Annotated in this window: 17 protein-coding genes, 1 other RNA gene and 1 pseudogene; 12 read left to right on the forward strand and 7 right to left on the reverse strand. The window is 41.7% G+C overall.

Annotated features, from left to right (window positions below; genetic code table 11):
- Positions 1 to 475: 475 nt before the first annotated feature.
- From WSC_RS0113045 to WSC_RS22740, 4 genes and pseudogenes are all read right to left on the reverse strand, one after another.
- A complete protein-coding gene (locus WSC_RS0113045) occupies positions 476 to 1399 on the reverse strand; it encodes a glycoside hydrolase family 16 protein (protein WP_016956379.1) in 924 nt (307 codons plus the stop codon).
- Between the two features lie 75 nt (positions 1400 to 1474).
- Complete coding sequence (locus WSC_RS0113050; protein WP_016956380.1) at positions 1475 to 4468, reverse strand: TonB-dependent receptor; 2994 nt, start codon at positions 4466 to 4468, stop codon at positions 1475 to 1477.
- Between the two features lie 95 nt (positions 4469 to 4563).
- A complete protein-coding gene (locus tag WSC_RS25585) occupies positions 4564 to 5082 on the reverse strand; it encodes a carbohydrate binding domain-containing protein (RefSeq protein ID WP_420170088.1) in 519 nt (172 codons plus the stop codon).
- Positions 5065 to 7737 (reverse strand): annotated as a pseudogene (locus WSC_RS22740) (family 16 glycosylhydrolase); the annotation flags it as partial. The gene WSC_RS25585 and the pseudogene WSC_RS22740, both read right to left, overlap by 18 nt.
- A gap of 281 nt (positions 7738 to 8018) precedes the next feature.
- Here WSC_RS22740 and WSC_RS22745 point away from each other — a divergent pair.
- From WSC_RS22745 to WSC_RS24205, 4 genes are all read left to right on the forward strand, one after another.
- Complete coding sequence (locus WSC_RS22745) at positions 8019 to 9197, forward strand: sensor histidine kinase (RefSeq protein ID WP_016956383.1); 1179 nt, start codon at positions 8019 to 8021, stop codon at positions 9195 to 9197.
- An 11-nt stretch (positions 9198 to 9208) separates the two neighbouring features.
- Entirely contained in the window at positions 9209 to 9967 is a 759-nt protein-coding gene (locus WSC_RS0113070; RefSeq protein ID WP_016956384.1) for a LytR/AlgR family response regulator transcription factor, read from the forward strand.
- A gap of 63 nt (positions 9968 to 10030) precedes the next feature.
- Complete coding sequence (locus WSC_RS0113075; protein ID WP_040394481.1) at positions 10031 to 10246, forward strand: hypothetical protein; 216 nt, start codon at positions 10031 to 10033, stop codon at positions 10244 to 10246.
- A gap of 221 nt (positions 10247 to 10467) precedes the next feature.
- The gene (locus tag WSC_RS24205; protein ID WP_016956386.1) at positions 10468 to 12336 is read left to right on the forward strand and encodes a family 16 glycosylhydrolase; all 1869 of its coding nucleotides are present in this window, start codon (positions 10468 to 10470) and stop codon (positions 12334 to 12336) included.
- 513 nt (positions 12337 to 12849) lie between these two features.
- Here WSC_RS24205 and WSC_RS0113085 read toward each other — a convergent pair.
- The gene (locus WSC_RS0113085; RefSeq protein WP_016956387.1) at positions 12850 to 15420 is read right to left on the reverse strand and encodes a glycoside hydrolase family 3 protein; all 2571 of its coding nucleotides are present in this window, start codon (positions 15418 to 15420) and stop codon (positions 12850 to 12852) included.
- A gap of 469 nt (positions 15421 to 15889) precedes the next feature.
- Between WSC_RS0113085 and WSC_RS0113090 the strand changes: the two genes are divergently transcribed.
- Positions 15890 to 17713, forward strand: a complete 1824-nt coding sequence (locus WSC_RS0113090; protein WP_016956388.1) for a DEAD/DEAH box helicase — start codon at positions 15890 to 15892, stop codon at positions 17711 to 17713.
- Positions 17714 to 17914: 201 nt separating this feature from the next.
- Here the strand turns inward: WSC_RS0113090 and rnpB are convergent.
- An RNA gene (gene rnpB / locus WSC_RS24225) (RNase P RNA component class A) lies at positions 17915 to 18280 on the reverse strand.
- Positions 18281 to 18415: 135 nt separating this feature from the next.
- On the opposite strand from rnpB, the gene WSC_RS22755 reads away from it, so the two are divergent.
- From WSC_RS22755 to WSC_RS0113115, 5 genes are read left to right on the forward strand one after another with little or no spacing between them, the layout of a single operon-like run.
- Positions 18416 to 19321 (forward strand): ABC transporter ATP-binding protein, encoded by a 906-nt coding sequence (locus tag WSC_RS22755; protein ID WP_016956389.1) that lies wholly within the window; start codon positions 18416 to 18418, stop codon positions 19319 to 19321.
- A complete protein-coding gene (locus WSC_RS0113100) occupies positions 19321 to 20478 on the forward strand; it encodes an ABC transporter permease (protein WP_016956390.1) in 1158 nt (385 codons plus the stop codon). The genes WSC_RS22755 and WSC_RS0113100 overlap by 1 nt, the downstream gene beginning before the upstream one ends.
- The gene (locus WSC_RS0113105) at positions 20469 to 20741 is read left to right on the forward strand and encodes a phosphopantetheine-binding protein (protein WP_016956391.1); all 273 of its coding nucleotides are present in this window, start codon (positions 20469 to 20471) and stop codon (positions 20739 to 20741) included. Before WSC_RS0113100 ends, WSC_RS0113105 begins: the two co-directional genes overlap by 10 nt.
- A gap of 4 nt (positions 20742 to 20745) precedes the next feature.
- Complete coding sequence (locus WSC_RS0113110) at positions 20746 to 21852, forward strand: beta-ketoacyl synthase N-terminal-like domain-containing protein (RefSeq protein ID WP_016956392.1); 1107 nt, start codon at positions 20746 to 20748, stop codon at positions 21850 to 21852.
- A gap of 7 nt (positions 21853 to 21859) precedes the next feature.
- Positions 21860 to 22375 (forward strand): hypothetical protein, encoded by a 516-nt coding sequence (locus WSC_RS0113115; RefSeq protein ID WP_016956393.1) that lies wholly within the window; start codon positions 21860 to 21862, stop codon positions 22373 to 22375.
- 264 nt (positions 22376 to 22639) lie between these two features.
- On the opposite strand, the gene WSC_RS24210 is transcribed toward WSC_RS0113115, so the two are convergent.
- Positions 22640 to 23134, reverse strand: a complete 495-nt coding sequence (locus WSC_RS24210) for a DUF2141 domain-containing protein (protein ID WP_016956394.1) — start codon at positions 23132 to 23134, stop codon at positions 22640 to 22642.
- Positions 23135 to 23215: 81 nt separating this feature from the next.
- Between WSC_RS24210 and WSC_RS0113125 the strand changes: the two genes are divergently transcribed.
- On the forward strand, positions 23216 to 24130 hold the full coding sequence (locus tag WSC_RS0113125) for a hypothetical protein (protein ID WP_016956395.1): 915 nt from the start codon (positions 23216 to 23218) through the stop codon (positions 24128 to 24130).
- Positions 24131 to 24137: 7 nt separating this feature from the next.
- Positions 24138 to 25283, forward strand: coding sequence for a beta-ketoacyl-ACP synthase III (locus WSC_RS0113130; protein WP_016956396.1), 1146 nt, complete (start codon positions 24138 to 24140; stop codon positions 25281 to 25283).
- Positions 25284 to 25285: the final 2 nt, after the last annotated feature.

Raw genomic sequence — 25285 nt, forward strand, 5'->3', positions numbered from 1 at the left:
GAAATATCTAACTGACAAGCACTTACACTCATAGCAAGTAATAAACTGCTGAGTATTTTTGTTTTGTTGTACTTATTGTTGAACATTTGCATGTCGTTTTTTCCGTTTGTTGTGCGTTGAATTTATGCAGACTCCAGTGCGCAGGAGCACTGAGGGAGAAATTTTCGCAAAACCGCTGTGAATACAATCCCTGTACGCTTCGCTTTTTCATCCTTGAAAAAGAAATTTTGCTCTAAATTTCTCCCTCAGTACTCCAATAAACCCCCTGCTTTATTTCTGTGGTTTAAATCGAAGTTAAATACTAAGAGTCAGGCAATAATTAATCGCAAAACATCACACGGGATGGATGACGTTTAATAGCAGCAAGGACCTATTCACAGCGGTTTTGCGATAATTATCCCTCTACAACTCTGCTGCATGCAGCACGGTACTCATTTTTCAGAGCTCGAATAAAATTTAGTGAGCAGTTAGTGGATTACTCACTCCATCCAAATGGCGCTTTATCCCACTGGTAAATCCGGATCCAATCGTATTGAGTGACCATAGGGTATTTATTGCGTTTTTTATTGCCACCAAAGACATCTTGAATTTGATCATTGGGGATCCAAAAATTCATCATCAACTGGGTAAAGTTGTCAGGAATAGGTGTTGGCTTTACTTGAGGCGCAATACATTCGGGCTGGCAGTCAATATCTGCAGCGCTTAGTGTTTTCACTAACTTGCCATCAACAAACCATTTGATTGCAGTGGGGGTCCATTCAAAAGCAAAAACGCGCCATTCATCTACAGGGCCAACAACTATTTTGTCTTCCCATGCGCCCCATTGACGGGTTGACCACCAATCTGGCGAATTGAGTCCATAAATTAAATTAGCTTGAAATTTATCCGGTCGGCCACCTTCAAGTTCAATATCTATTTCTTCCCATTCTCTTGGCTCACCACCTTGCATATAGGTAAATAACGACGAGATATAACCTGATGCTGTTTGTCGATTTGGCGCTTTCATCCGGGTTTCAAACCGGCCATATTTAATTGGTTTATCCGCCGCTGTGCGCAACTCGCCACAGGTGTAGTTGTAAGCATTTTTTTGCTGTTGGTGATCTTCAGACCAACCAGCCGCAACCGCTTGTTGGCGTATGGTTAAATTTAATACTCCCTGCTTAACCTCAACACCTTGCGGCTGAAAGCGACAGATAGATTCGCTGCCTACCGCACCATCTCCTTTTGCCCATAAGTCAGGGTTAAATTGGTTGAACCTTTCATCTACTACCAGAGTAAAATCTGCATATTCACCTGTATAACCTGGGTAGGTGATAAGATCGTCAGCCGAAGGTGCAGCCTGCACAGAGCTAATTTTAGGCAATAGCATAGCCGCCACAATTAACATGGATTTTTTCATAACAGTACCAATTAGAAAAAAAGCGTGGCAGCCAATGGGACACATATAACTGCCGCCACGCTATTATTGGGAGTCTTACAGTTTGATGCGCGCACCAACTATGTATCTTGGGCCATACTGGCGAGCAAATAAGAATTGCTCTTCAAAACGGCCATAACCTTGTTCGGTTTCATTGTTGAGGTTAACCCCATCAAAAAACACAGTTAGGTTGTCTGTCACGTCATAGTTAATACTCATATCCCATTGAGCGAAAGATTTAGCAAACTGCGGCGGCGCTTCAGCCGAACCTTGTGATTGACCTTGGCCAATTAAATACGCATCCCGCCATGCATAAGTTGCTTTGATTGATAAACCGTCTTTCTCGTAGAACATTTGGAAGTTGGCAGAATCGCTAATGCCAGGAAGAACAGATTGAACTTTAAGCTCGTACGGATCATATTCAACGTCACCATCCACTAAGGTAAAGTTGAGTGACGTACCAAAACCACTGTCGCCAAATACGTGTTGTACCGCAAATTCTGCACCGTGAACGTTGCGTTCTTCAACGTTTAACGGTGTGCTTAATGACCACTCCAACAAAGGATCTGTTGCTGGGTCTGCGGCAATTGCACCATTTTCATCACCATAACCTTCAGCAATTAACCAGTCGTAAATTGCACTGGTATCCGCTTGTTGGCCATCCGCTTCGATTGCAGTGACAGCTGCGTTGTATCTTTGCCCTTTATACACATCGTGCACACCTTCTAATGTGACGCTGGTGACAGAGCCTTCAATCCAGTCTTCAACTTTCTTGGCAAATAACCCGAGTGATAAATAGCTGTCTTCTTGGTAATAATATTCGAACGATAAATCCAAGTTAGTTGACTGGTAAGGTTTAAGGTTAGTATTACCACCACTGGCGGTACGCGCGCCAATTTTTGGGCTGCCGCTATAACCTGTGCCACCCAGCAAATAACCTAATTCAGGTCGGGCCATGCTTTTACCGAAAGATAAACGCGTGACCAAGTCATCGGTTAACTCTAGTTTTAAATCAACCATAGGTAAGACAATGTCGTAGCCACCAGAATTAGAGACTAATTGAGCATCACCTTGATAACGTGTGATCCATTCAGAGCCTGATGCCCACACCACTTCATCTACCAATTTACTTTCAGACGGGCTAATCACATCAGTTGATTCGTAACGCACACCAGCATTCATTTCTAACAGATAATCGCCGAGTTCAAATTCCCATTGGCTTTGTACATAAACCGCTGTAGTTTCTTCTTCAACTAAGCTGGTTGAAAATGTGCCATTTGCATCGTAAGGGTCGGTTGAAAATGCGTTCGCATCACCCACAGCTGCAGCTGTTACGTACGCACTATGTAAACCAACTACTTTGTCTAAATCAAAGGTGTAATAATAATTTGGTGATAGGTCGTCGCCGCCACCGGCAAACTGGTCTAAGAAGCTGCCAGTGCCATGTTTGGTAAATAACTCATCAGCAAATATCTGGGTGAAGCTAGGATTAAAACCTGGGCCACCACGCAAACCACTCCAAGCATTAGAACCAGACAATTCTTGTTTAGTAAAAGATGCACCACCTTTTAATTGAATCAGTGCACCGTTTCCTTCGTTTGTCCATGTCACATCTAGTTGCGCTTGCTGCACTGTGGCTTTGCCTGGGCTATGGATAAATTGGCCAAAGTTAGAATCTATCTCACTGGTATTGAGTGTTTGGCTACCATTTTCCCAATTAATCCAATAATGCGGAATCTCCCCTGTACGGTAGTCATATACTTTATTGATCAACTGGTCTGAGCCCATGATCATCTGCACTGTGCCGCCAATGCCTTTATCCGCGCCATTATCTACTTTGGTTTGCGAATCGTGCACATCTAACTCCAGATGTATGCTATCGGTTAACTGCCAATCAAGGTTTAAACCAATTGAATCAGATTCGACTTCTGTGGTTGAACGGCTAATTGCAAACGAGCCATCATCCCCAGCGATATCCGCATAAATTGCCGTACCATTAGCGTCTAATTCGTAGCCATTGATGTTGCCACCAAAGTTATTCCAAATGCCCCAACCCACACTTTCAACTGCTGTGGTAGCACGTGTACCTGTATAGTCAGCGGTAATAACCATGTTGTCGGTTGGTTTGAACTGAAGCGCTACTTGGCCATTAATGCGTTCACGCTGCACATCGGCATAACCATAGTTCATATCTTTTGGGAAAAAATGTGCGGCAGAAGCAAAAGGTTCGCCTGTGTCTTTATCATAATCAGTAAAGACTTTAACTGGTTCACCATTTTCATCGACTGCGCGATTGTCAATCACCTCACCACTTGGGCTTGATGGCAAATCTGCATTTGCATGCCAACCTTGGATGTTAGCGCCCTGCTGCTGGAAATCACGGCGGTTATACGAGAAGTTGGCTGCCACCCCAAAGGTATCATCCATAAAAGTGTCGCTGTATAAACCAGCAAATTCAGGGGTAATATCATCACCGGCAACGTTTGAACTATCGTGAATGGCTTTGGCCATTAAACTGACAGTGCGCTCTTTCGATTGCAGTGGCTTAGGTGTGACTATATTAACGGTTGCGCCTAAACCTCCAGTTGGCGTTTCTGCTCGTGAGGTTTTAACCACCTCTAAACTAGATACGCCCTCTGACGACAAGTTTTCAAAATTAAATGAGCGAGTAAAACCTGTGCCCGGCATTTGACGACCGTTTAACGTCACTAGGTTAAAATGCGGGCCAAAACCACGCACGGTAATTTCACTACCTTCACCGTTTGAACGACTAATGGTTACACCTGTAATACGCTGCAGCGATTCAGCTAAGTTAGTGTCGGGGAATTTACCCATTTCTTCAGCTGAAATAGCATCCATAATGCCTGAGCTATCGCGTTTTAAATCCATTGAACGCATTAAACTGCCGCGAATACCGCGTACTGTAATGGTTTCGTCTACTTGCTCGTCGGCACCATCTTGTGCGTAAACCATCTGTGGTGCTGAAGCAGCAGCGAGTGCAACTGATAAAGTTGCTGCAAGTTTATTTAATTTAAAGCTATTGGTATTCATAACTTTCCTACTTAATTCTGTACTAAAAATTCTTAGCTAATAACCTGGGAAAAAAGTAGAGCTACCATATGTGAGGAAGCTCTACCATTTGGTAATTACTTCATCACCACAGTGACATCATCAATTGATACAACACCTATTTCAGCGCCCATATCAAACAGCACTCGGCTGTTGTCGTCACCAAAACCATCGGCAACTATGTCGTAAGTAAATGTTTGCCAATCTGTAGTTAGCGATACAGTTTCTGTTGTATTGGTCCATGGATCATGGTTTAAACCTAAACCGACAAGCATAGTGCGAGCACGGTCTGATTTTGCTTGGAATGACACTGTATAAGTCGCACCAGGAGTAATAGTCATAACTTGACTGATGTTGACATCCCAAGGATTGCCCGCCGCAGTTACATCCACTTGGTAGAATGAGTTCGCACCTTCAGTAACGATATTTACGTCAAAGATTGAGTTTAACCAATGGTCAACTGAATCAAATGTGCCATTACAGATAGGCGTTGTACAAGCAGCTGTATCACCACCAGAGCTGTCGTCACCTGAACTGTCATCATTTGAACCACCCGTGTTGCTTGAACGAGCAGGACCAATGTAAGCATTATCTATTCGGTAAACTGCACCTTCACCTTGCCCCCAAGCTGGGAATACCATTACAACGTCAATGGCAGATACGTCTAAACCTTGGTTATATAAATCAATTAACGAGAAGGTATAGGTTTGCCATTGATTTAATTGTGGTGCAAAACCTTCTTGGCTATCAGTTAAAGGTAGCTCGACTGCTTCCGAAGTTTGATTACTCTCAATTTTGAATAACCAAGGTGCCGCAGCATTATTTGGCATGCTGGTTACTTTTAAATCAAAGGCAACCACACCATCATTTAGATAGGCTGACGCGTCGTAAGAAACCCCTGACCCATCTGCTGGTTTAAAGCCCATTACAGTTGCCGTTGAACCAATGCTAAATTCAGCTGCTGCGCCAGTATCATTATCAGTTACTACCGCCGGCGTTGAACCACCACAACAGTCCCACATCAACCAAGTAGCATCTTCAGCATTTGCAAATAGTGTTAAACCACCACTGCCACTGCCACCACTAAAACTAGGATCGTATATTTTTGCGTTATCAATGCGATATACAGCACCTTCGCCTTGCCCCCAAGCAGGGAAAACCATTACTACATCAATCGCACTAACATCTAACCCTTGGTTGGATAAATCACTTAAGTTAAACGTATAGGTTTGCCATTGCCCTTCTACAGGAGCAACACCTTCTACACTATCCGTTAAATCAAGTTCGACTGCTTCAGAGGTTGCATTGCTCTCTATTTTGAATTTCCAAGGTGCAGCCGCGTTATTTGGCAAACTTGTCACTTTCATTTCAAACTGAACAACACCCGAAGTTAAAATTGAGCTGGCGTTAAAGTAAATGCCTGAACCATCAGCCGGTTTAAAGCCCATTACGGTTTCAGTTGCGCCAATTGCAAATTCAATTGCCGTGTTGTGCTCTGCATCATCGGTTACTTCAATTGGTGTAGAACCACCACAACAATCCCAAGGTAACCACTCGGCGTTTGCCGCATCTTCAAATAACACAAGTTCAGGGCTAGCAGCACCGGCGCCATCACCAATGGTAAAGTTATCTACTCTATAAACCGCACCTTCACCTTGACCCCATGCAGGGAATATCATTACTACATTAATGCCACTTACGTCTAACCCTGCATCAGCTAACTGCTGTAACGTAAATGTATAATGCTGCCATTGACCTTGGGTAGGTAATACGCCTTCTTGGCTATCAGATAGTGACAAAGTTACAGCTGTATCCGCATCACCTTGTTCAACTTTAAAGAACCAATCGGCACTTGCATCGTTTGGCATGCTTAAAACTTTAAGATCAAACTCCACTGTACCAGAGGCCAATTTACTAGTCGCATCGTACGGTTTAGGTGCGTCTAAATCACGAGTGATAAATCCCATTACAGTTGGTGTTGCACCAATTGCAAACTCAGCAGTTGCGCCATAATTTGCGTCTGCGTCTACCTCAACTGTAGGCGTTGAACCACCGCAACAATCCCATAATGGCCAGTCTGGATTTTCTGCATCAGCAAAAATAACTAGGTCAGATACAGGCCCTGGAGGTGCAGGAGGGGTTATAGTTGGAGCTTCACCTTCAACCAATGTATCACCACCAAAGTATTCTGGAGTGTAAGTACCACAACCTTTGCCAGTGTCACGATCGAGCGTACATTGATAAACACGTACATAATCAATTTGCATTGCATTACTATTTTCAAATGCAGCAGGATCAACCCCACCAGTATCAGAAAATTCGCTTGCTTGGTTGGTATTAGATGCCCAATCTCCACCTACTGCATTATTTAAAATAATGTGGAATTTTTGATCGAATGGGGCATCAGTATAAAACGCGGCTAATTCACCAGTTACTGGATGATAGTTATGCGTGTACCAGCCTCTGTGTTTTAGCCCTGTTGCTACACCATCTTTGTTATAACGCACTTCCGAACGGCGTTGAGTCGCATACAAAGTTTCGTTAATGTACCAACGTATTTCTCCCTCTTCCCATTCAATAGCGTATGTATGGAAAACATCTGCGGGGTTTTGTTCTTGAGGTAAAATATATTCCTGACCTGAGTGATCATTATTAGGCCAGCTTTTACCGTAATGCAAAGTACCATAAATACTTGAGTCGACAGTGCCATCTGGACGAATAGCTTTTGTGTTTACCCCTTCAAATATATCAATTTCACCTGAATGAGGCCATCCGCCATATACTTCGTCTGTTGGCAACATCCATCCTGCAGGGAATGTACCTTGACCTGCGGGTAATTTTGCGCGAATTTCAACTCGGCCATATTTCCAGTCACCTTTATATCTGGTATTTAAGCGAGCTGAGCTATAAGGCTTACTGCCTTCTGAAGATGGTTTTGCGACTAAATGCAACATGCCGTCTTGTAAAAATGAGTTTTCCGCAGAATCCGTATAACACTGCAATTCATTGTTACCCCCCCCACTACAATTGACTTCATGTGTCCATTTAGCGCTGTCTATTTCTGTGCCGTCGAATTCATCTGCCCAAACTAGCTCCCAGTTTGAATTTTTTTCTGTTATATCTGGAGCGGTAAAGTCAGATTCGGTTGCTACGTCTTGCGTGCAACCTAGTATTAAAGTGCTCGATGTGACAGCCAAACCATATTTGACTAACCGAGCTAACTTATTTCGGCTAGATATTTGTGTTGCCATAGGTATCCCCATAATTATTGTTGATGATTATTCAATCATTAAAAACAATTGTAATCGCTTACAAATCTGATTCGATGCTGTTAAAATCAATTAAAAACACCAAAACAATTAATACTTTTTTAACACAACGTTTTCCTTTATACATACAAAATGAGACAAAATGGGATAAATGCAAGTTAAAATGGATAACCAATCAAGCCAAGTGTGAATTCGCTTACATTTATTTTTAGCTAATTTACAACTAAGTTTTACTTAGTTGATTGATAGAAGGTCTATAACTAGTGACGCAATCAAATTCTGAAGTTTATTCAATGGAACCAAGCGAGCCGATAAAAGGCGTAGATGTCAGACAGCTTATTCAACATAAACTTGGCAACGCACCCGCTATATTATTTCGCTATTGCCAAGTCGGTTTTTGGGCATTTAGCTGCTTTATTAGTTACACCACGCTAACCCTTTGGTATGGTCAATACGACATAGCCCATTTTTCACATATTATTGTTCAAGCTGTTTTTGGTTTGGCATTAAGCTTATTGCTGCAAAAAGCTTTTTTATGGAGCTGGCACAAAGGCAATTGGTTTAGGCTGGCTTATTCATTTGTACTTGTGGTAATTGTTTCTTTACTGTGGACTGTTGTACGTATGCTGGCTTTTATGCATATGACTGACGAGCCAGATATTTGGTGGAACTTTGGCGGTTGGTATTTCACCGGCATTTTTATTTTTTCTTGTTGGAGTGCAATGTTTTATGGCGTGGTTTATTACCAGTTGTTGCAAGTAGAGCACAAAATTCTGTTGGAAACTGAAGCTAAATCGAAAGCAGAACATTTTAAGCGTGTTGAAGCGCAAAACATAGCGCGTGAAGCCCAATTAAAAATGTTGCGCTATCAACTAAACCCACACTTTTTATCTAATAGCTTAAATGCAATTAACTCGTTAATTGAAGCGCAAGAAAACAATAAAGCACAAAAAATGGTGGTGAACTTAAGCCGCTTTTTACGTTATTCGTTAGATAATGATCCTGATGCAAAAGTTAGTTTAGCGCAAGAAATAGACACACTAAAACTCTATCTACAAATTGAAAAAGTGCGTTTTGGCGACAGGTTAGAATTTGAATTTGACATAGATGAAGCGGCTAACCGAGCCTTGATCCCAAGCTTAATTTTGCAACCAATAGTCGAAAACTCAATGAAACATGCTATCGCTAAAAATGAAGATGGTGGCAAAATCAGTTTAACCGCTAAGGTTAAAAACAATACATTATTACTGCTATTATCAGATACGGGCGCTGGTTTAAATGCAACGGTTGATGAATCAGCTTTTAACCAACCTAGAGGCGTAGGCCTGCGCAATATTAAACAGCGTTTAGCAACACTTTATCCAGAAGATTACACATTTGAGTTAAAACAATTAGATAGCGGCGGTTTGCTTGCGCAAATTAGTGTGCCATACCAAGTTTAGTCGAGGCGAATATGCAAGGAATTAAAACCATTATTGTTGACGATGAACCGCTTGCTTTAAGTTTGATTAAAGCTAAGTTGTCTAAATACCCACAAATTAACATTGTTGCTGAGTGTCAAAATGGCCGTAAAGCGCTGGAGAAAATTCAACAACATGCCCCCGATTTAGTTTTTTTAGACATTGAGATGCCAGGGCTAAATGGCTTTGATGTGATTCAAAAAATTCAAAATGACCTAATGCCGCTAATTGTATTTACCACGGCTTACGATCAATACGCGTTAAATGCGTTTGATGTAAATGCGGTCGATTATATTTTAAAACCTATTGATGAAGAGCACATTCAACGCGCAGTTGAGCGTGCTGCAAGCCGCTTGCAAAACGTAGAGGATGATAATCAGCAAAAATCGAAAATATTAGGTGCGCTACAGTCGATTAAAGCTTCTGGCGAACACAAAATAGTCATTAAAGATGGTGATGAAATTACTTTAGTCAACCAACAGCAAATTGAATGGATTGACGCGGCGGGCGACTATTGTTGTATTCACGCTCAAGGTAAAACCCACATCAAGCGTTCAACTATATCGGCTATGTTAGATGAATTAGACCCAAGCATTTTTAAACGTGTACACAGATCGACCATAATCAATTTAACTTGTATCGATAAAGTCACCCCACTGCCCAAAGGTGAATTTTATGTGCATATAGGCGACAACGAACAAGTAAAAGTCAGCCGCACTTATAAAGATGTGGTGAAGGATTATTTGCAGTAGTTTATTTCCCAAGCCCAATAAAGTATTATCATACAACAATAAATTTAAGGGTAAGGAATGCAAATGTCTAAATTGATTCAATTATCAACCATTGCAGGAAAAGGAATATTAGCCGGATTCGGCATAGGCTCAATTAGTTATGCAGTATTTTTTATGTCGCTAAATACCAACAATCAGCAAGCCTTTAACATAGGAACTTATGTTGCCTTGTTAGCGGGCGGGCTGTGTTTGTTTATTGCGTTAAAAAAATCCAAATATCTAAACAAAGAGCACGAGTAACCTCGTAGTTATATACTTAAAACAAAACTAGTAGATGAATTAACCGCTGTGGCTAATCCCTTGGTTATTAGTTGCAGCCACCATTCCCCCCGTATCAAATTAACAAATTAAAACATTTCACAAACATTTTTAACACATCAGGCTTGTAAGCGCTTTCTTTTAGTGTCACAGTATAATAACTAGCGCACACAAATATAAATACACATACACAAAGGTGAAACATGAAAAAACCGTCAATTAAAACGACCACGGCAGTTTTGGCTGCAGGTCTATTCTCAGCAACCTCATACGCAAATACCTGCCAAACACTGGTTTGGAGTGATGAATTTAATGGCACAACATTAGATTTAAACAATTGGGAGGTACAAACCGGCGACGGCTGTGCTGAAGGTATTTGTGGCTGGGGTAACAATGAATTGCAAAGTTATCAAGCAGATAATCTAACAGTAGCAAATGGCACGCTAAGTATCACCGCTAAAAAGCAGCGCGTGCAATCTAAATCCTACACGTCAGGTAGACTACGTACTGCAGGTATGCCAACCAGTGGTGAATGGACCAATGGTCGCTTTGAAGCCAAAATAAAATTGCCGGATGCTGCCGGCATGTGGCCAGCATTTTGGATGCTCCCAACTAATCCTGATGTAGGTTGGCCAATGTCTGGCGAAATAGACATAATGGAGTCAACAGGCCAAGCCTCAATGTTTGCTCATGGTACAATTCACTATGGTGAAGCGTGGCCTAACAACTCATTTACCGGTGCTCATGTATTAAGCCAGCCACAAAAATGGTCGGATAACTTTCATGTTTATGCTGTGGAGTGGGAACCAAATGAGATTCGTTGGTATGTAGATGGAATGCTTTATTCAACCAAAACACCTAGTGATTTAGCTAACCCAAGTTGGTGGACATATGAAAACTATCAATACCATATACTGCTAAATATGGCTGTAGGAGGCAGCTGGGGTGGCACGGTAGATGACTCGGCACTACCTGCAACAATGGAAGTAGATTATGTGCGAGTATACAATTTAGGTGAAGCAGCAATTGATGGCCCGAATATAGTTGCACCAAATAGCACACATACATTTACTGTAGTTGGTGCGCAAGGCACTAACTCTAGTTATACATGGAATGCTCCTGCTGGTGCGACTATTTCAGGCAACGGTGAAAGCGTTAACATTGATTTTACCGGTGCAACTAGTGGCGAAGTATCAGTAACCGTAACTAACGCTAGCTGTGGTACAGATGTAGCAAGCTTCAATGTGTTTGTAGAGCCTGAGTTAGCTGTTGAAACTGTGTTAGACAATTTTGATGGCAACTCTGCAGTTACTTACACTTATTTCGACGGTAACTTTGATGTTTCAGGCGGCGTATTAAACTACACCAGAAATTCTGCAACACAATGGGATGTAATTGCGGCTTCTACTTCAGCCATATCAAATGCAGCGCCTTTGCTTGCAGGAGACAAAGCTTTTGCCATGGATTTGTTTAATACAGATGCGGCTTTAGTTGGCAAACAAATTTTAGTTCAATTGGAAAACTCAGCAACAGCCACCAGTGACAACTACCCTGTTGGTCGCCACAGTAAATACGAAGCTTTCATTGATCACGCAAATGGCTGGCAAACCCTTAGATTTCGTTTAGCGGATAGAATAGACGGCGATACTGGTGATACCAATGTTGATACCTTAGTTATATTAATTGACCCTAATACCTTTAATGGCGATTTATATACAATTGATAACTTTGTTATTTTAGGTGGCAGCTCTCAACCACCAGCAGAAGCAACGTCTGTCTATGTAAGTTTGGTAACAACAGGTACACAAAGTGCAGGCAAAGGACAAAAATTTGGAACTGCCGCAGTAACTGTACTGGATGATTTAGGCCAACCTTATGCAAATGCATCGGTAACTGGTAACTTTAGTGGCACATGGAATGAAGCTCAAACTGTTTCAACTGATGCAAATGGTGTCGTTAACTTTGTTACATCGACCAGCCAAGGCGGTGGTGTAACAGTTAATTTTTGCGTTAGCGATGTAACCGCGGGTCTAACATTTGACTCGGCTGCAAGTACAGGTTTGTGCCAATAAAAAAACATTTTTAATTTAATAAACCATCTTTGGCACCACGCAGGTCAATTTAATTGACCTGCTTTTTCTGTCTCCCCTCACGATCTGCAAACCAATCAAAACTTCACCATAGCGTAAGTTAGATTTCATCAACAGGCCACGCCGATCAATGCGCAAAACAAAACGTGGTTAACGCGAGTAAGTCTAGTTTGCTGAAAAAACTCTATAGTATGACCTCGTTGCGAGAATTCCATAGCAAAGTCTGGTGCTAAAAAAGGAGCGGGTTTATTGAGGATTAGAAGCTGATGCTTATATATGCCTTGCTCTATAGTGCTTTACAAAGCATAGATAACTGATGCAGATATCAACTCTTAACAAATGAAGGCTGTGTCGCGTGGCCGTAAATTTATGATGATTAATAACAAAAAAGCGCCTATAGAAACCCATATCTATAGGCGCAAAGGGAGTTGTTACCAAACACAGTAACAAATGCATCCTTGCTACACAGTTAAACAACCATAAAGGTACTGCTCTTTATTGGCATGAGATGTTTGATTCACCTTCTGGTTTAGCCAACAATTTAACCGCAGCAAAACTTAGCTGTAATGGTTGATCGGTTGCCAAACTAAAGGGGGTAAACACCTTGCCAAAATCGGTTCCAGCTTTTGCAAAACAAGCCAAATCAATTCGTAATGTCTGCCACTGGCCTTGAGTATAGTTAGCTAAAGTTGGTGCTATATTCAGTTTGCCATCACACTCGCCGGCACAATTCATTGCTAACCAAACGTTTGCTGGTATTTGGCTATCAACTCGAATATCCAACTTCATTACCCCATTTGCTTCAGTGTAGGCACGTAAATCATCTGGGAATGGCGCACCTAAAGACACATCAGCCTGTCCGCCTGCCCAAGTCACTTGGCGTGCATCTTCTTGCACATATTTATCTATGCTTCTAATTTGAATTTTATCTAAACTTACAATTTTAGAATCAACCGCTTTGCGCTCAGTTGATGTACCTATGGTTAAAGCCCATGGCGCTTGTGCACTGCGCTCAAAAATCGCGTATTCAGCTAATTTGCTATCAGGGTTGCTGCCCGCAATTTCTGACAAATCACTTGCCAGTACATTTTTATCAGCATAAGTTAAACCGAAACCATACGGCAACAAAGGTTGGTAATCTTCATCACCGACATTAACAGGGCCTTGATCTGCGAACGCTGGCCATGAGTATGACAACTTACCAGTAAAGTCGTAACGTACGTTAGCGCTTTCATCAGTAAATAAAACATCGGCAACACCAGCACCTTCAGAGCCTGGCAACCAAGCCGCTACAAATGCATCTGATGCATTTAGCTCTGGGTTTACCCACATAGGACGGCCACTAATAAATACCGATACCACAGGTATGCCTTGTGTTTTTAGTTTACGCAATAAAGCTAAGTCGGTTTTGTTACCACGTTGATATTCAAGGTTACTCACGTCACCATTGCCTTCAGCATATGGCTCTTCACCAAACACAACAATTGCGACATCTGGTTTAGTAGAGAAACTGCCATCAACACTCAAACTTGCTTTGCCACCGGCAGCTTTAACCGTTTGTTCAATACCATCCCAAATTGAGCTACCGCCAGGGAAGTCTTCATTTGAATTACCTGTACCTTGCCAACTAATGGTCCAACCGCCTGATTGTTTGCCGATATTGTCAGCGCCATCACCAGCGACCAATACATTCATAGTTGGTTTAAGTGGCAAGATATTCTGTTGGTTTTTTAATAACACTAAACTTTTACGCACAGCTTTTCGTGCAACTTCTCTGTGTTCAGGCGCGCCAATCAACTCTGATTTACCTGCTAATGGGCGATTAGCCGGAGATGGTTTATCAAATAAACCAGCTCGTACTTTTACGCGCAAAATACGCGCAACAGCATCATCTAAACGCTGTTGGCTAATCACACCTGCTTTTACTTGAGCAACGACATTGTCGTACAAAACTTTCCATTCATTTGGCGCCATGTATACATCTAAACCGGCATTCATAGCATCTGGGCAGTTGTCATTAGTACAGCCTTTAATTTGGCCGTGACCACTCCAGTCACCCACAACAAATCCGTCAAAACCCATTTTTTCTTTTAGAACATGGGTTAAGAAATATTTATTGCCGTGCATTTTAACGCCGTGCCAGCTATTGAATGAAGCCATAACCGACTGTGCACCAGCCGCTATGCCAGACACATAACCTTGTGCATGTAGATCAAATAAGTCTTGTTCACTGTCGATGTTATTGCCTTGGTCGTCACCATCAACTGTGCCGCCGTCACCTAAAAAGTGTTTAACAGTAGAGATAACTCGACGCTCACTTAAAAAGTCTGCGTTGGCTGGTCCTTGTAAACCTTCAACGATTGAACGCGCATAGTCGTGAACAATTTTTGGATCTTCCGAATAACCTTCATAAGTGCGCCCCCATCTATCATCACGCACTACTGCAACTGTTGGTGCAAACACCCAATCTATACCAGTAGCCATAACTTCTTTAGCGGTGGCTTCGGCTATTTCTCGAATAAGTTCAGGATCATGTGCCGCACCTAAACCTATGTTATGTGGGAATAAAGTCGCGCCAATCACATTATTGTGACCATGCACAGCGTCTGTACCCCACATAGTTGGAATACTAGAGCCATCAATTGAGTCATCTACTGATGCTTGATATAAATCTTCTGCAAGCTTTATCCAATCAGCCGGAGTTGCATGTTTATTCGCACCAGGGAAAGAGCCACCACCGTTTAGGTATGAACCAAACCCGTATTTGCGCATATCTTCAACACTAATTGAACCAATTTCGGGTTGAATAGTTTGTGCGACCTTTTGTTCAATGGTCATGCCAGCTAAAATCTTCGCGACTTGCGCTTCAACTTGTGGGTCTTGTTTCACGGCAATATCTAATTTTGGCCAAATAGACAAATCGCCTTGGCGTGGATCTATAGGTTTATCAACCTGTGATGATTGCGTGTTTTGACAGCCCGCTATAGTTAATAATCCGACACTACTCATAAGAGCAATCCCCAATTTAATTTTGCGACTAACAGTCGATAGTTTGATAACTTTCATAACCTCTTTACCTTAGCTCAGATAAGAATTGTGTTTTTAAACATATTTGCAACAATATAGTGTAAGCGCTTTCAAAGAGCAAGCAAAAGGTCATAAATATTGATCAAAAAAATATCGACTATTTTTTAACCAAACTCTTGCAATAATATTATTAGCCTGTATAGTGCGCGTCTCCCAGCCCATGGCTTTTTCCTAACAAGCATTCGAGCTTGTTCTTGTCGGCGGTTTAATCTGCCCATGTAAAAGTCGCGCTGGTTTAGTAGAGGTAGTCGCGCTGCCAGTGTGAAAGGTATATTCCACCTAAAATTGAGCAATTGTGTGTTAAGCAACTATGTAATGCTTAATCAAAACACATCACTCCACAGAGTTTTGAACAGCTGTGTTTAGTCCAGTGTCCTGCGCCTTATACCCAAGCAAAATTTGGGTTATTACCTCATCGACAATTTGATGATGAAACTAGAGTAGTTATATGCAAAAAAATGAATCTACAGTTCTATTTAACGAACTGGGTTTGCCTGCACCTGTATTGCAAGCAATTGAAGAATTAGGCTTTTCTCAACCAACCCCTATCCAAGCACAGTCAATTCCTGCGTTATTAGAAGGTAACGACATTCTAGGTGAGGCGCAAACGGGTACTGGTAAAACCGCAGCATTCGGTTTACCACTATTAAGCAAAATTGATGCAAATGTACGTGAAACACAAATGTTAGTTGTGTGCCCTACACGTGAACTTGCAATTCAGGTTGCTGAAGCGGTTACAGATTTTGCTAAACACATGCGCGGCGTACGTGTAGCAACTGTTTATGGTGGTCAGTCATACACGCCACAAATTCGTGATTTAAAAGCAGGCCCACAAATTGTTGTTGGTACACCTGGTCGTTTAATGGATCACATTGATAAAGGTCGTTTAAAATTAGACGCTTTACGCGCTTGTGTATTAGATGAAGCAGACGAAATGTTAAACATGGGTTTCTTGGAAGATATCCAATGGATCCTTGAGCACGTGCCAGACAATACCCAAATGGCATTTTTCTCAGCAACTATGCCACCGGCGATCAAAAAAGTAACTCAACAGTTCTTAAAAGATCCTGTACACGTAAAAATTGCTGCAGTTAAACAAGCAAAAGCAAACATCAGCCAACGTGCATGGCGCGTTAGCAAAATTGGCAAAACAGCTGGTTTAGAGCGTTTAGCTGAAACTTTAGAATACGATGCAATGATAGTATTCGTGCGTACACGTAACGATACTTTAACTTTAGCTGAGCACTTAATCGGTAAAGGTTTCCCTGCGGCTGCATTAAATGGTGATATGAACCAAAGCGACCGTGAGCGTATTGTTGACCAACTTAAAAATGGTCGTGTATCTATTTTAATTGCAACAGACGTTGTTGCACGTGGTCTTGACGTTCCACGTATTACTCATGTTATCAACTACGATTTACCAGCAGATTCAGAATCATACGTTCATCGTATTGGTCGTACTGGTCGCGCAGGTCGTAGCGGTGAAGCTATCTTGTTTGCCAATGGTCGTGAAATGCGTACCTTGTTCCGTTTAGAGCGCGCAACTGAAGGCAAAATTGAAGACTTCAACATGCCTGATGCAAACCAACTTGGTGAAGTGCGTATGAAGCGTATGCAAACTGGTTTGTCAGAAGTGATTGAAAATACCGATTTAGGTAACTTCAGCCATGTTGTTAAGCGCTTTATCGAAGAAAACGAGTGGACAGCAGAACAACTAGCTGCAGCTTTATTGTTTAAACAACAATTAAATCAACCATTGTTCCCACCTAAAGATCCTGTTGGCCGTGAAATGCGTGGCGACAGAAATGGCGGACGTGACGGTCGTCGTGAATCACGTGGTCGTGATCGTGGTGACAGAGCTGAACGTGGAGAAAGAGGCGGTCGTGATGGTCGTCGTGAATCTCGCGGTCGTGGTGAACGCGGTGAACGTCGTAGCCAGCAAGATTTTGATACTTTCAGATTTGAAGTTGGTCGTGAGCACGGTGTAGGCCCTGGTGATATCGTTGGCGCAGTCGCAAACGAAATCAACTTAGACAGCAGCCATATTGGTCACATTAAATTACACGATCAATACTCATACGTAGACCTACCAAAAGGCATGCCTAAAGCTGTATTTGGTAAATTACAACGTGTAATGATCCGTAACCAAAAAATATCTCCAACTATTGCAACTGAGCAAGATGTTGCGTCTGATTACAGCGCACCTCGTAGAAGAAACGAAGGTGGTGATAAAGGTGGTTTCAAACGTCGTGAGCGTCGTGCGTTCAACTAATCTTTAAATAATTCAGTTTACTGAATTGTTTGAAAGCCCAGTCTATTTGAAGTGACTTCACTTCAATTGATTGGGCTTTTTTGTTTGTGGTGTCCCGACAAAATGCTCCTAAAAACAAAAGTGTTAGTAAAAGAATAAAGTGAATATACAGCTGAGGTTAGCAAGAGAATTCTGAGCCGAGATAGAGCTAAAAGTGTAAGGTGAAAAAGACAGCTTGTAAGCCGGGTTCTGTATTTTACCTAAGTAAAATGGCAATCATTCGTCTAGGCCTTACATTGCTATAAGGCTCAAGCAATCTACCCGGTTCCAACGCGGGCCGCGCCAATGGAACCCTATTTGATCTTGCTCCGAGTGGAGTTTACCGTGCCACGAACTGTTACCAGCCGCGCGGTGCGCTCTTACCGCACCCTTTCACCCTTACCTGTGCTGCAAGCAGCCATCGGCGGTATACTCTCTGTTGCACTGGTCGTCGGCTCACACCGCCCAGACGTTATCTGGCACTCTGCCCTATGGAGCCCGGACTTTCCTCCCCCTCAAAAATGAGGCAGCGATTGCCCAGCTGTCTTTTTCGGTGCAGATTGTAAGCTTTATGCTAATATAGTCAAACTATTCTGTGTGGATATACTGAATTCAGAATAAATAAGTGTTTCAGATCTACATAAGCATGCTCATTACAACAATTACAATAAGGAAAGGTAATCTTTGGGTTCTGTAGCCATCTCAGTTAAACAACTGTGTTTCCAATATCCCAAATCAACTCAGCAGGTCTTAAACTCAGTCAGTTTTGACTGTCTAGCAGGTCAATGCACAGGACTAATAGGCCCAAATGGTGCGGGCAAATCCACTTTGATTTCCCTGCTGTCAGGTCTTCTTACTACGTATAAAGGAAGTGTTGAATACAAGTACGCTGAGCAGCTTAATCACATTGAGTACCTAAAAAACCACCTAGCTTTAGTCCCGCAAGAATACGCTTTTTACATGCACTTAACCGTGCTGCAAAATTTAAAATTTTTTGCTGGATTTTGTCGACAAAGCAAACAAGAGCAGCAATACAATGTGCAAAAGGTGATGGATAGCTGCCAATTAGATGACTACAAAAACGCAACTGCCGCTAGCTTGTCAGGTGGATACAAACGCAGACTGAACTTAGCGATAGCCCTACTAAAAAACCCAAAGTATTTGTTTTTAGATGAACCCACTGTTGGGGTAGACCCCAAATCAAGAGCAACCATAATCAGCTTGATCAAACAGCTTAAACAGCAAGGCGTCACTATACTCTATACTTCGCATTTACTCAGTGAAGTAGAAGATATATGTGAGCAAACTTATGTCTTAAACAAGGGTCAATTACAAAACATCCAAGTTGCGAATCAAAGCAAAAATTTACTGCTCCACGTAACTGCTCCACTAACACAGGCGCAAATTTCAAAGTTGACGGAATTATTTGCGGATATCCAAATTGACAATCATCAAATACAACTAGTCGCTTGTAGTGTTGCAAGCTGCCAAATGCTCATAAACAGGCTATTGCAGCTAAATATTAGTGTCGACTCAATCAACTACGAGTCGCCGACCCTGCACGATTTATATATGAGCTTAGTTAAATAATGTTTCAGCAATCTATCCACAAAGAGCTAATCTCTATTGCAAAAGATCCACATAGCTTGGCAGTATTACTGCTGATGCCAATTATCTTTATGCTGTTGATGTCATTTGCCATGAGTGAACGTCAGAGCCAAGTTGTTGCCAAAGTTGCAATTTACCTTGAGCCGACTCAATCAGACAGTCAGCAGTTGTTTAGCCAATATCTATTTCAGTTTGGTTATCAACCCGCAAAATCGCTAGATGAAGCTAAATTAACAATCACCTTTGTTAACCAGCTAGAAAAAAACTTATTTGCGCAGAACCCACAGCCAATTATTGAATATCAAGTACTCGGAAAACTGTCGCCTCAAGTCAAAAGTATAATGGTGCAACATCTGCAAATGTCGCTGGCCAAACTTAAACTGCATTTATATTCAGCAGATATTGGAGATTTAGATAACAACCAACCGCTGCAACAACAAATGCAGCAGATCAATCAACGTACCGACACTTTGCCATTAATCACTGAAGCTGTAACTGGTAGAAATAACCAAGCTATTTTCACTGAAACTGTACCAGCTTGGTTGGTATTCGGTGTTTATTTTATTGTACTGCCAATATCCCTCACCTTATTGGCTGAAAAACAAAATTCAACTTTAACTCGACTACGTATGTTTCCAGTTAACCTCAACTACTTTTTCTTGTTAAAACAACTGTCCTACTTAGTTATCAGCCTATTTCAATACACCTTATTATTGGCTATAGGTTTATTTATCGTGCCGCTTATTATGCAACAAGCGACTTATCCTTTAGCTGATTTTCTGCTGTTGTTACCGTTGTCATTAATTATATGCAGCAGCGCAGTGGCGTTTGCCTGCGTTTTGGCAGTTTTAATCAATAGTTTTGAGCAAGCCATTATAATAGGTGGTGGCTTAAATATACTGTTAGCTGCCATCAGTGGCTTTATGGTGCCACACGACATAATGCCAACCGCCTTACAAACGGTCGCAAACTTCTCCCCTATGTATTGGTCGGCAGAATTGATACGCAATATATTGTCCGGCCAAGCTAGCGAGCTGATTATTCAACAAATAATTTATTTAATTACATTTACTTTGGTATGCTTAGCCCTAGCGGTTTATCTATTCAATCTAAGATCTAGGAGATTAATGTGGAACTAGACGCACTAAAAAAAGAACTAAAACAACTAATTATAAAAGAATGTGACAAAGAAGATGAACTAGAGTGGACGGAAATTGACGATGATGAACCCTTGTTCGGCAGCAAGTCGAATGTAGGTTTAGATTCTCTAGACGCCCTGCAATTGTCTTTAGTCCTCAAACAAAATTTTGGCATTAAGGTAGAAGGTTCAAAAGAAACTCGCAAACATTTGCAATCAATCAATGCAATAGTTGACTATATCCAAGCACAAAAAACCGCTTAAATATATGCCAGCCTATATCCAGCAATCCTATTTTCATGCGGCCTGTGGTACCAGCCAAGCGCTAAATTTCAACAGCGACAATTTCGACACAGCGAACACATCAACAGGTCAGTCTTGCCACTATTATTTTATGGCCGGTCGGCCGTCGTCTGTCGAATTAGACGAACTTATTCAACAAATATCAACGGCTGTAGAATCAGTGTTATCAGCGGCAAATTTCAGCAGTGAACAAAGGCAAAATACCGCATTGTTAATTGGTTCAACTTCGTTAGATATAGGCGCAGTACCGCATAATAACCAGCAATCAATTTGGCTAAATACCATAGATTACTTAAGCAAAATGGTGCAGCAAAACTGCAAGCTAAACGAGTTCCATTTAGTATTTAATACAGCTTGTACCGCAAGTTTCAATGCTGTGATCACGGCTGAAAAGTTAATAACCTCAGGTAAATTCCAACATGTTGTTGTGGTTGGTTGCGAATTTTATAACCAGCTGACTTTAGATGGTTTTAGTTCACTAGATTTGATTAGTAAACTTGCTGTGCAATCCTTTCTACCCGAGCGCGATGGTTTGATTTTAGGCGAAGGTGTGGCCGCGCTATTAATTGGTGAGCAAGCCCCAAACAGAGCCCAACAAATAAAAGTGCATAGAGGTGCTTCTGGCTGTGATTTGTATAGTTTAACCATGACAGACGAACAAGGCACTCACATCAGTCAAATTATCCGCCAAGCTATCCAGTTAGCAAAAATTGAAGCGACTCAAGTTGAATTGTTTAAAGCACACGCTACCGCTACAGAAAACAATGATTTAGCAGAAGCGGCTGCGATAGAAAATTGTTTTGCGGTTGCGCCTCCGGTCTGGGCACTCAAACCTTTTACCGGACATACATTAGGTGCATGTGGTGCACTTGAACTTGCCATTATGGATGCCCTATTGCAGCAAAATGAGCCAATACCAACTCACACCACTAGCGACACGCCGTCTATTGTCCGATTGATAGCTCCCAACCAGTATTTAACAGATTATAAATATATATTGCTCAATCACTGTGGTTTTGGTGGTAACAACGCAGCTATGGTTGCTGAAATTATGTCGACCGAGCAAAGTTAACCATATTATGAAAATTGAAATAATCGCCGAAAGCCAATTTGCTCATGCTCGAGACATCAGCAACAAAGCCTTAAGAGCTGAGTTGAAAAACACCTTTGGCATAAATGGCCGTCGACTCGACAACTTTACCCTAGCGGGTTTAGCCGCAGCGAAAAAGCTCATGTTATCTTGCACAAAATCACCGACAGGGTTAATAGGTTGTGCCGAATATTTTTCAGTAGAGCTACTGCAAGGTTTACTGGCCGACATTGCCCAAGGACAAGCTATCAGGCCACTTGATTTTGTCGCAACCGTTGGTAATGCCGCCAATTATTACATTGCCAAAGAGTTCAACATTACTGGATTAAACCTGTTTATTGGCGCGAGTAGCCAAAGTGAAGATAAATTGCTGACCTTGGCCGCCACAGAACTTAGCAGTAACCCGTCACAAAAATTATTACTGCTCAACTGGCATGAAGATGCTGAACAAAGGCTGTGTAAAGCTCGATTGGTACAAACTGCTAGTCAACTGAATTCTGGGTAGTTAGAGCTAAATCAATATAAATAGCGATAATCAGCAGGAGATAAAAGCCATTTAGGCAAGGCAAGTTGGCACAGGCATAGTGGTTCTATGTCAAGCCAACTTAACGCAGAATAAATGGCTTTTATCCCTGCCTTTCAGGTGCCTCACAGACAGTCCACTTCTGTGTTGTATCATTTTGAAAGGTGCCTACATTCCTGCAATGATACGCCTTGAATTGAACTGTCTGTGATGGCTCTGATACTCGCAATTTATATTGATTTAGCTCTAAGGCTTAAACCTGCGTTTGGCTTTCTTTTCTTTGAGTTTGACAGTTAACTCTTGGCCGCTTTGTAAGTTAAAACAGGCTTGTGTTGGCGATGGCTCACCAAAGGTTAAATTGGGGTTGGTCGCAAATCCTACCGGCTCTAAGGGTATGCCCAAAGAAGATACATCTAACTGCTGATTAGCATTGGTATCTACGAAAAAACGTGCACAATAATTGTCTGCCGACAGTTCCAGCTGCACATAATTGTCCTGCTCACGCATAGATTGCTCAAATACACCAACTTCAATTATATCCGGCCACAACACCTGTTGTTGATTAGCAGGCAGCCGGTAAATTTGCGTGTGAAGGACATAAGTCTTTTCATAGGTAAAATCGTCACTGGTCACTATATTAAAAGTTAACGGCAGCTTAACCTCAGCAAAACATTGTGCACTAGCAAAAGCGCCCAAAACGGTTAAATAGCGAGCAAAAAACTGTATATTCGACTTAAACACGAGTCATTTCCATATTCACATTGAAGGTCCAGTAGGTATAATAAACATTCGAATTGCGCAAAACAAATCAGGAAATAAATTATGCGCAGAGTACTTGCTCTGACCTATTCACAAACGGGACAATTAACAGATATTTTAGATTCTGTACTGACGCCATTGCGAGACAATGATGAAATTGAGCTCGATATTGTTCAAATTGAACCTGAGCAGCCTTTTCCATTTCCATGGCCTTTTGTCAAATTCTTCCGTATTTTTCCTGAAACTGTCGCAATGCAACCTATTGCATTAAAACCTATAACCCCTAAGTATGCAGAATATGACTTAGTGATATTGTCTTATCAGGTTTGGTTTTTATCACCTTCTTTGCCTATCTCTTCATTTTTGCAAAGTGAACAAGGGCAAGAATTAATCAGCAATACCCCAGTAGTCACCCTTATTGGCTGTAGAGGTATGTGGTTGATGGCTCAAGAGAAAGTTAAACAACTACTCAAACAAGCGAATGCAAAGTTGGTGGATAACATAGCATTAATTGACGAGTGCGGTTCTGCCTTTAGCTTTTTAGCAACGCCATTGTGGATGTTTACCGGCCGGAAAAAACCTTATTCATGGGTACCAAAAGCAGGTGTTAGTGAAAAAGAAATTAAAGACGCCTCTCGCTTCGGTCAAGCCATTAAACAAAGGCTGTTAGCAGATTCGACCAAAATTGATAGCCCTATGTTAGCAGGCTTATCTGCGGTAAAAATTAATGAAAAACTGATTGCTAGCGAGCGCGTTGGCAACCACAGCTTTTCAATCTGGTCAAAATTGCTGCGCAAATTAGGGCCGCAGCAGAGTAAACGCAGGGTCATAGGTTTATCAGTTTATGTGACCTTTTTACTCACATTAATATTGACAGTAGTACCAATTACAGCACTAATCAAAAAGTTGATCGCGCCACTTACAGCGAAAAAAATAGCGAAACAAAAAAGCTACTACGCTCAACCTTCAGGAGAATAATAACCCAATGGGTAATGAAGTTTATATCAATAAATTAGCCAGTGCTTTGCCAAACGAGCCTATTTCCAATAAACAAATGGAGGAAGTATTGGGCCAAGTTGGTGGCAGAAAGTCACGAGCGCGTTCGGTTATTTTGCGCAGTAATGGTATAAAATCACGCTACTATGGCATTGATCCTGAAACTGGCGAATATAACTATACCAATGCCAAATTAGCCGCTGAAGCGGTTCGTAAGTTATTTGTAGATGATGCTGAACTCAATCAATTAGATAGTCTAGTTGCCAGCTCGTCAATGCCAGACCAAATCATGCCAAACCACGGTGTTATGGTACATGGTGAACTGAATAACCCACCATGCGAAGTAATTTCGACAGCGGGCATTTGCCTGTGTGGTGCGTCAGCACTTAAATACGCTTATCTCAACGTCAAAGCTGGCGAGAGCAACAATAGTGCGGTAGTTGCCAGTGAACTGGCATCCAATGTCATGCATGCGCGCAACTTTGAAGCTGAATCAGAACACAAATTACAGTCGCTGGAAGAAAATCCAGAAGTCGCATTTGAAAAAGACTTTTTACGTTGGATGTTATCCGACGGTGCTGGTGCTGCGCTTTTGTCTAACCAGCCTAACGAGCGAGATATTTCACTGCGCATTGATTGGATAGATATTTTATCGTTTGCTAATCAACACGAAGCATGTATGTATGCCGGCGCGGAAAAAATTGACGGTGAATTAAAAAGCTGGACTCGCTATAACCAAAACGAGCGCGCTGAACAATCTATTTTAGCTGTGAAACAAGACGTGCGTTTGCTCAACGACAACATTGTTAAAACCACAGTTGAAGATGCGTTGTCGCGAATTATCGCTAAACGCAAACTGGTTGCTTCTGACTATGACATATTTGTACCACACTATTCATCTGGTTATTTTAGAGAAAGGTTGTATCAAGGCTTAATCAATATTGATTTTGCAATACCTTACGAAAAATGGTTTACCAACCTACCAGAGAAAGGCAATACAGGCTCAGCTTCTATCTTTATTATGTTAGAAGAGCTATTTAACAATAACCGACTGAGCAAAGGCCAAAGGTTGTTATGTTATGTGCCTGAAAGTGGTCGTTTCTCTAGCTGCTTTATTCAACTAACAGTGGTGTAATA

It is taken from the genome of Catenovulum agarivorans YM01, assembly GCF_000281085.1.
Classification (GTDB): Bacteria; Pseudomonadota; Gammaproteobacteria; order Enterobacterales; family Alteromonadaceae; genus Catenovulum; species Catenovulum agarivorans.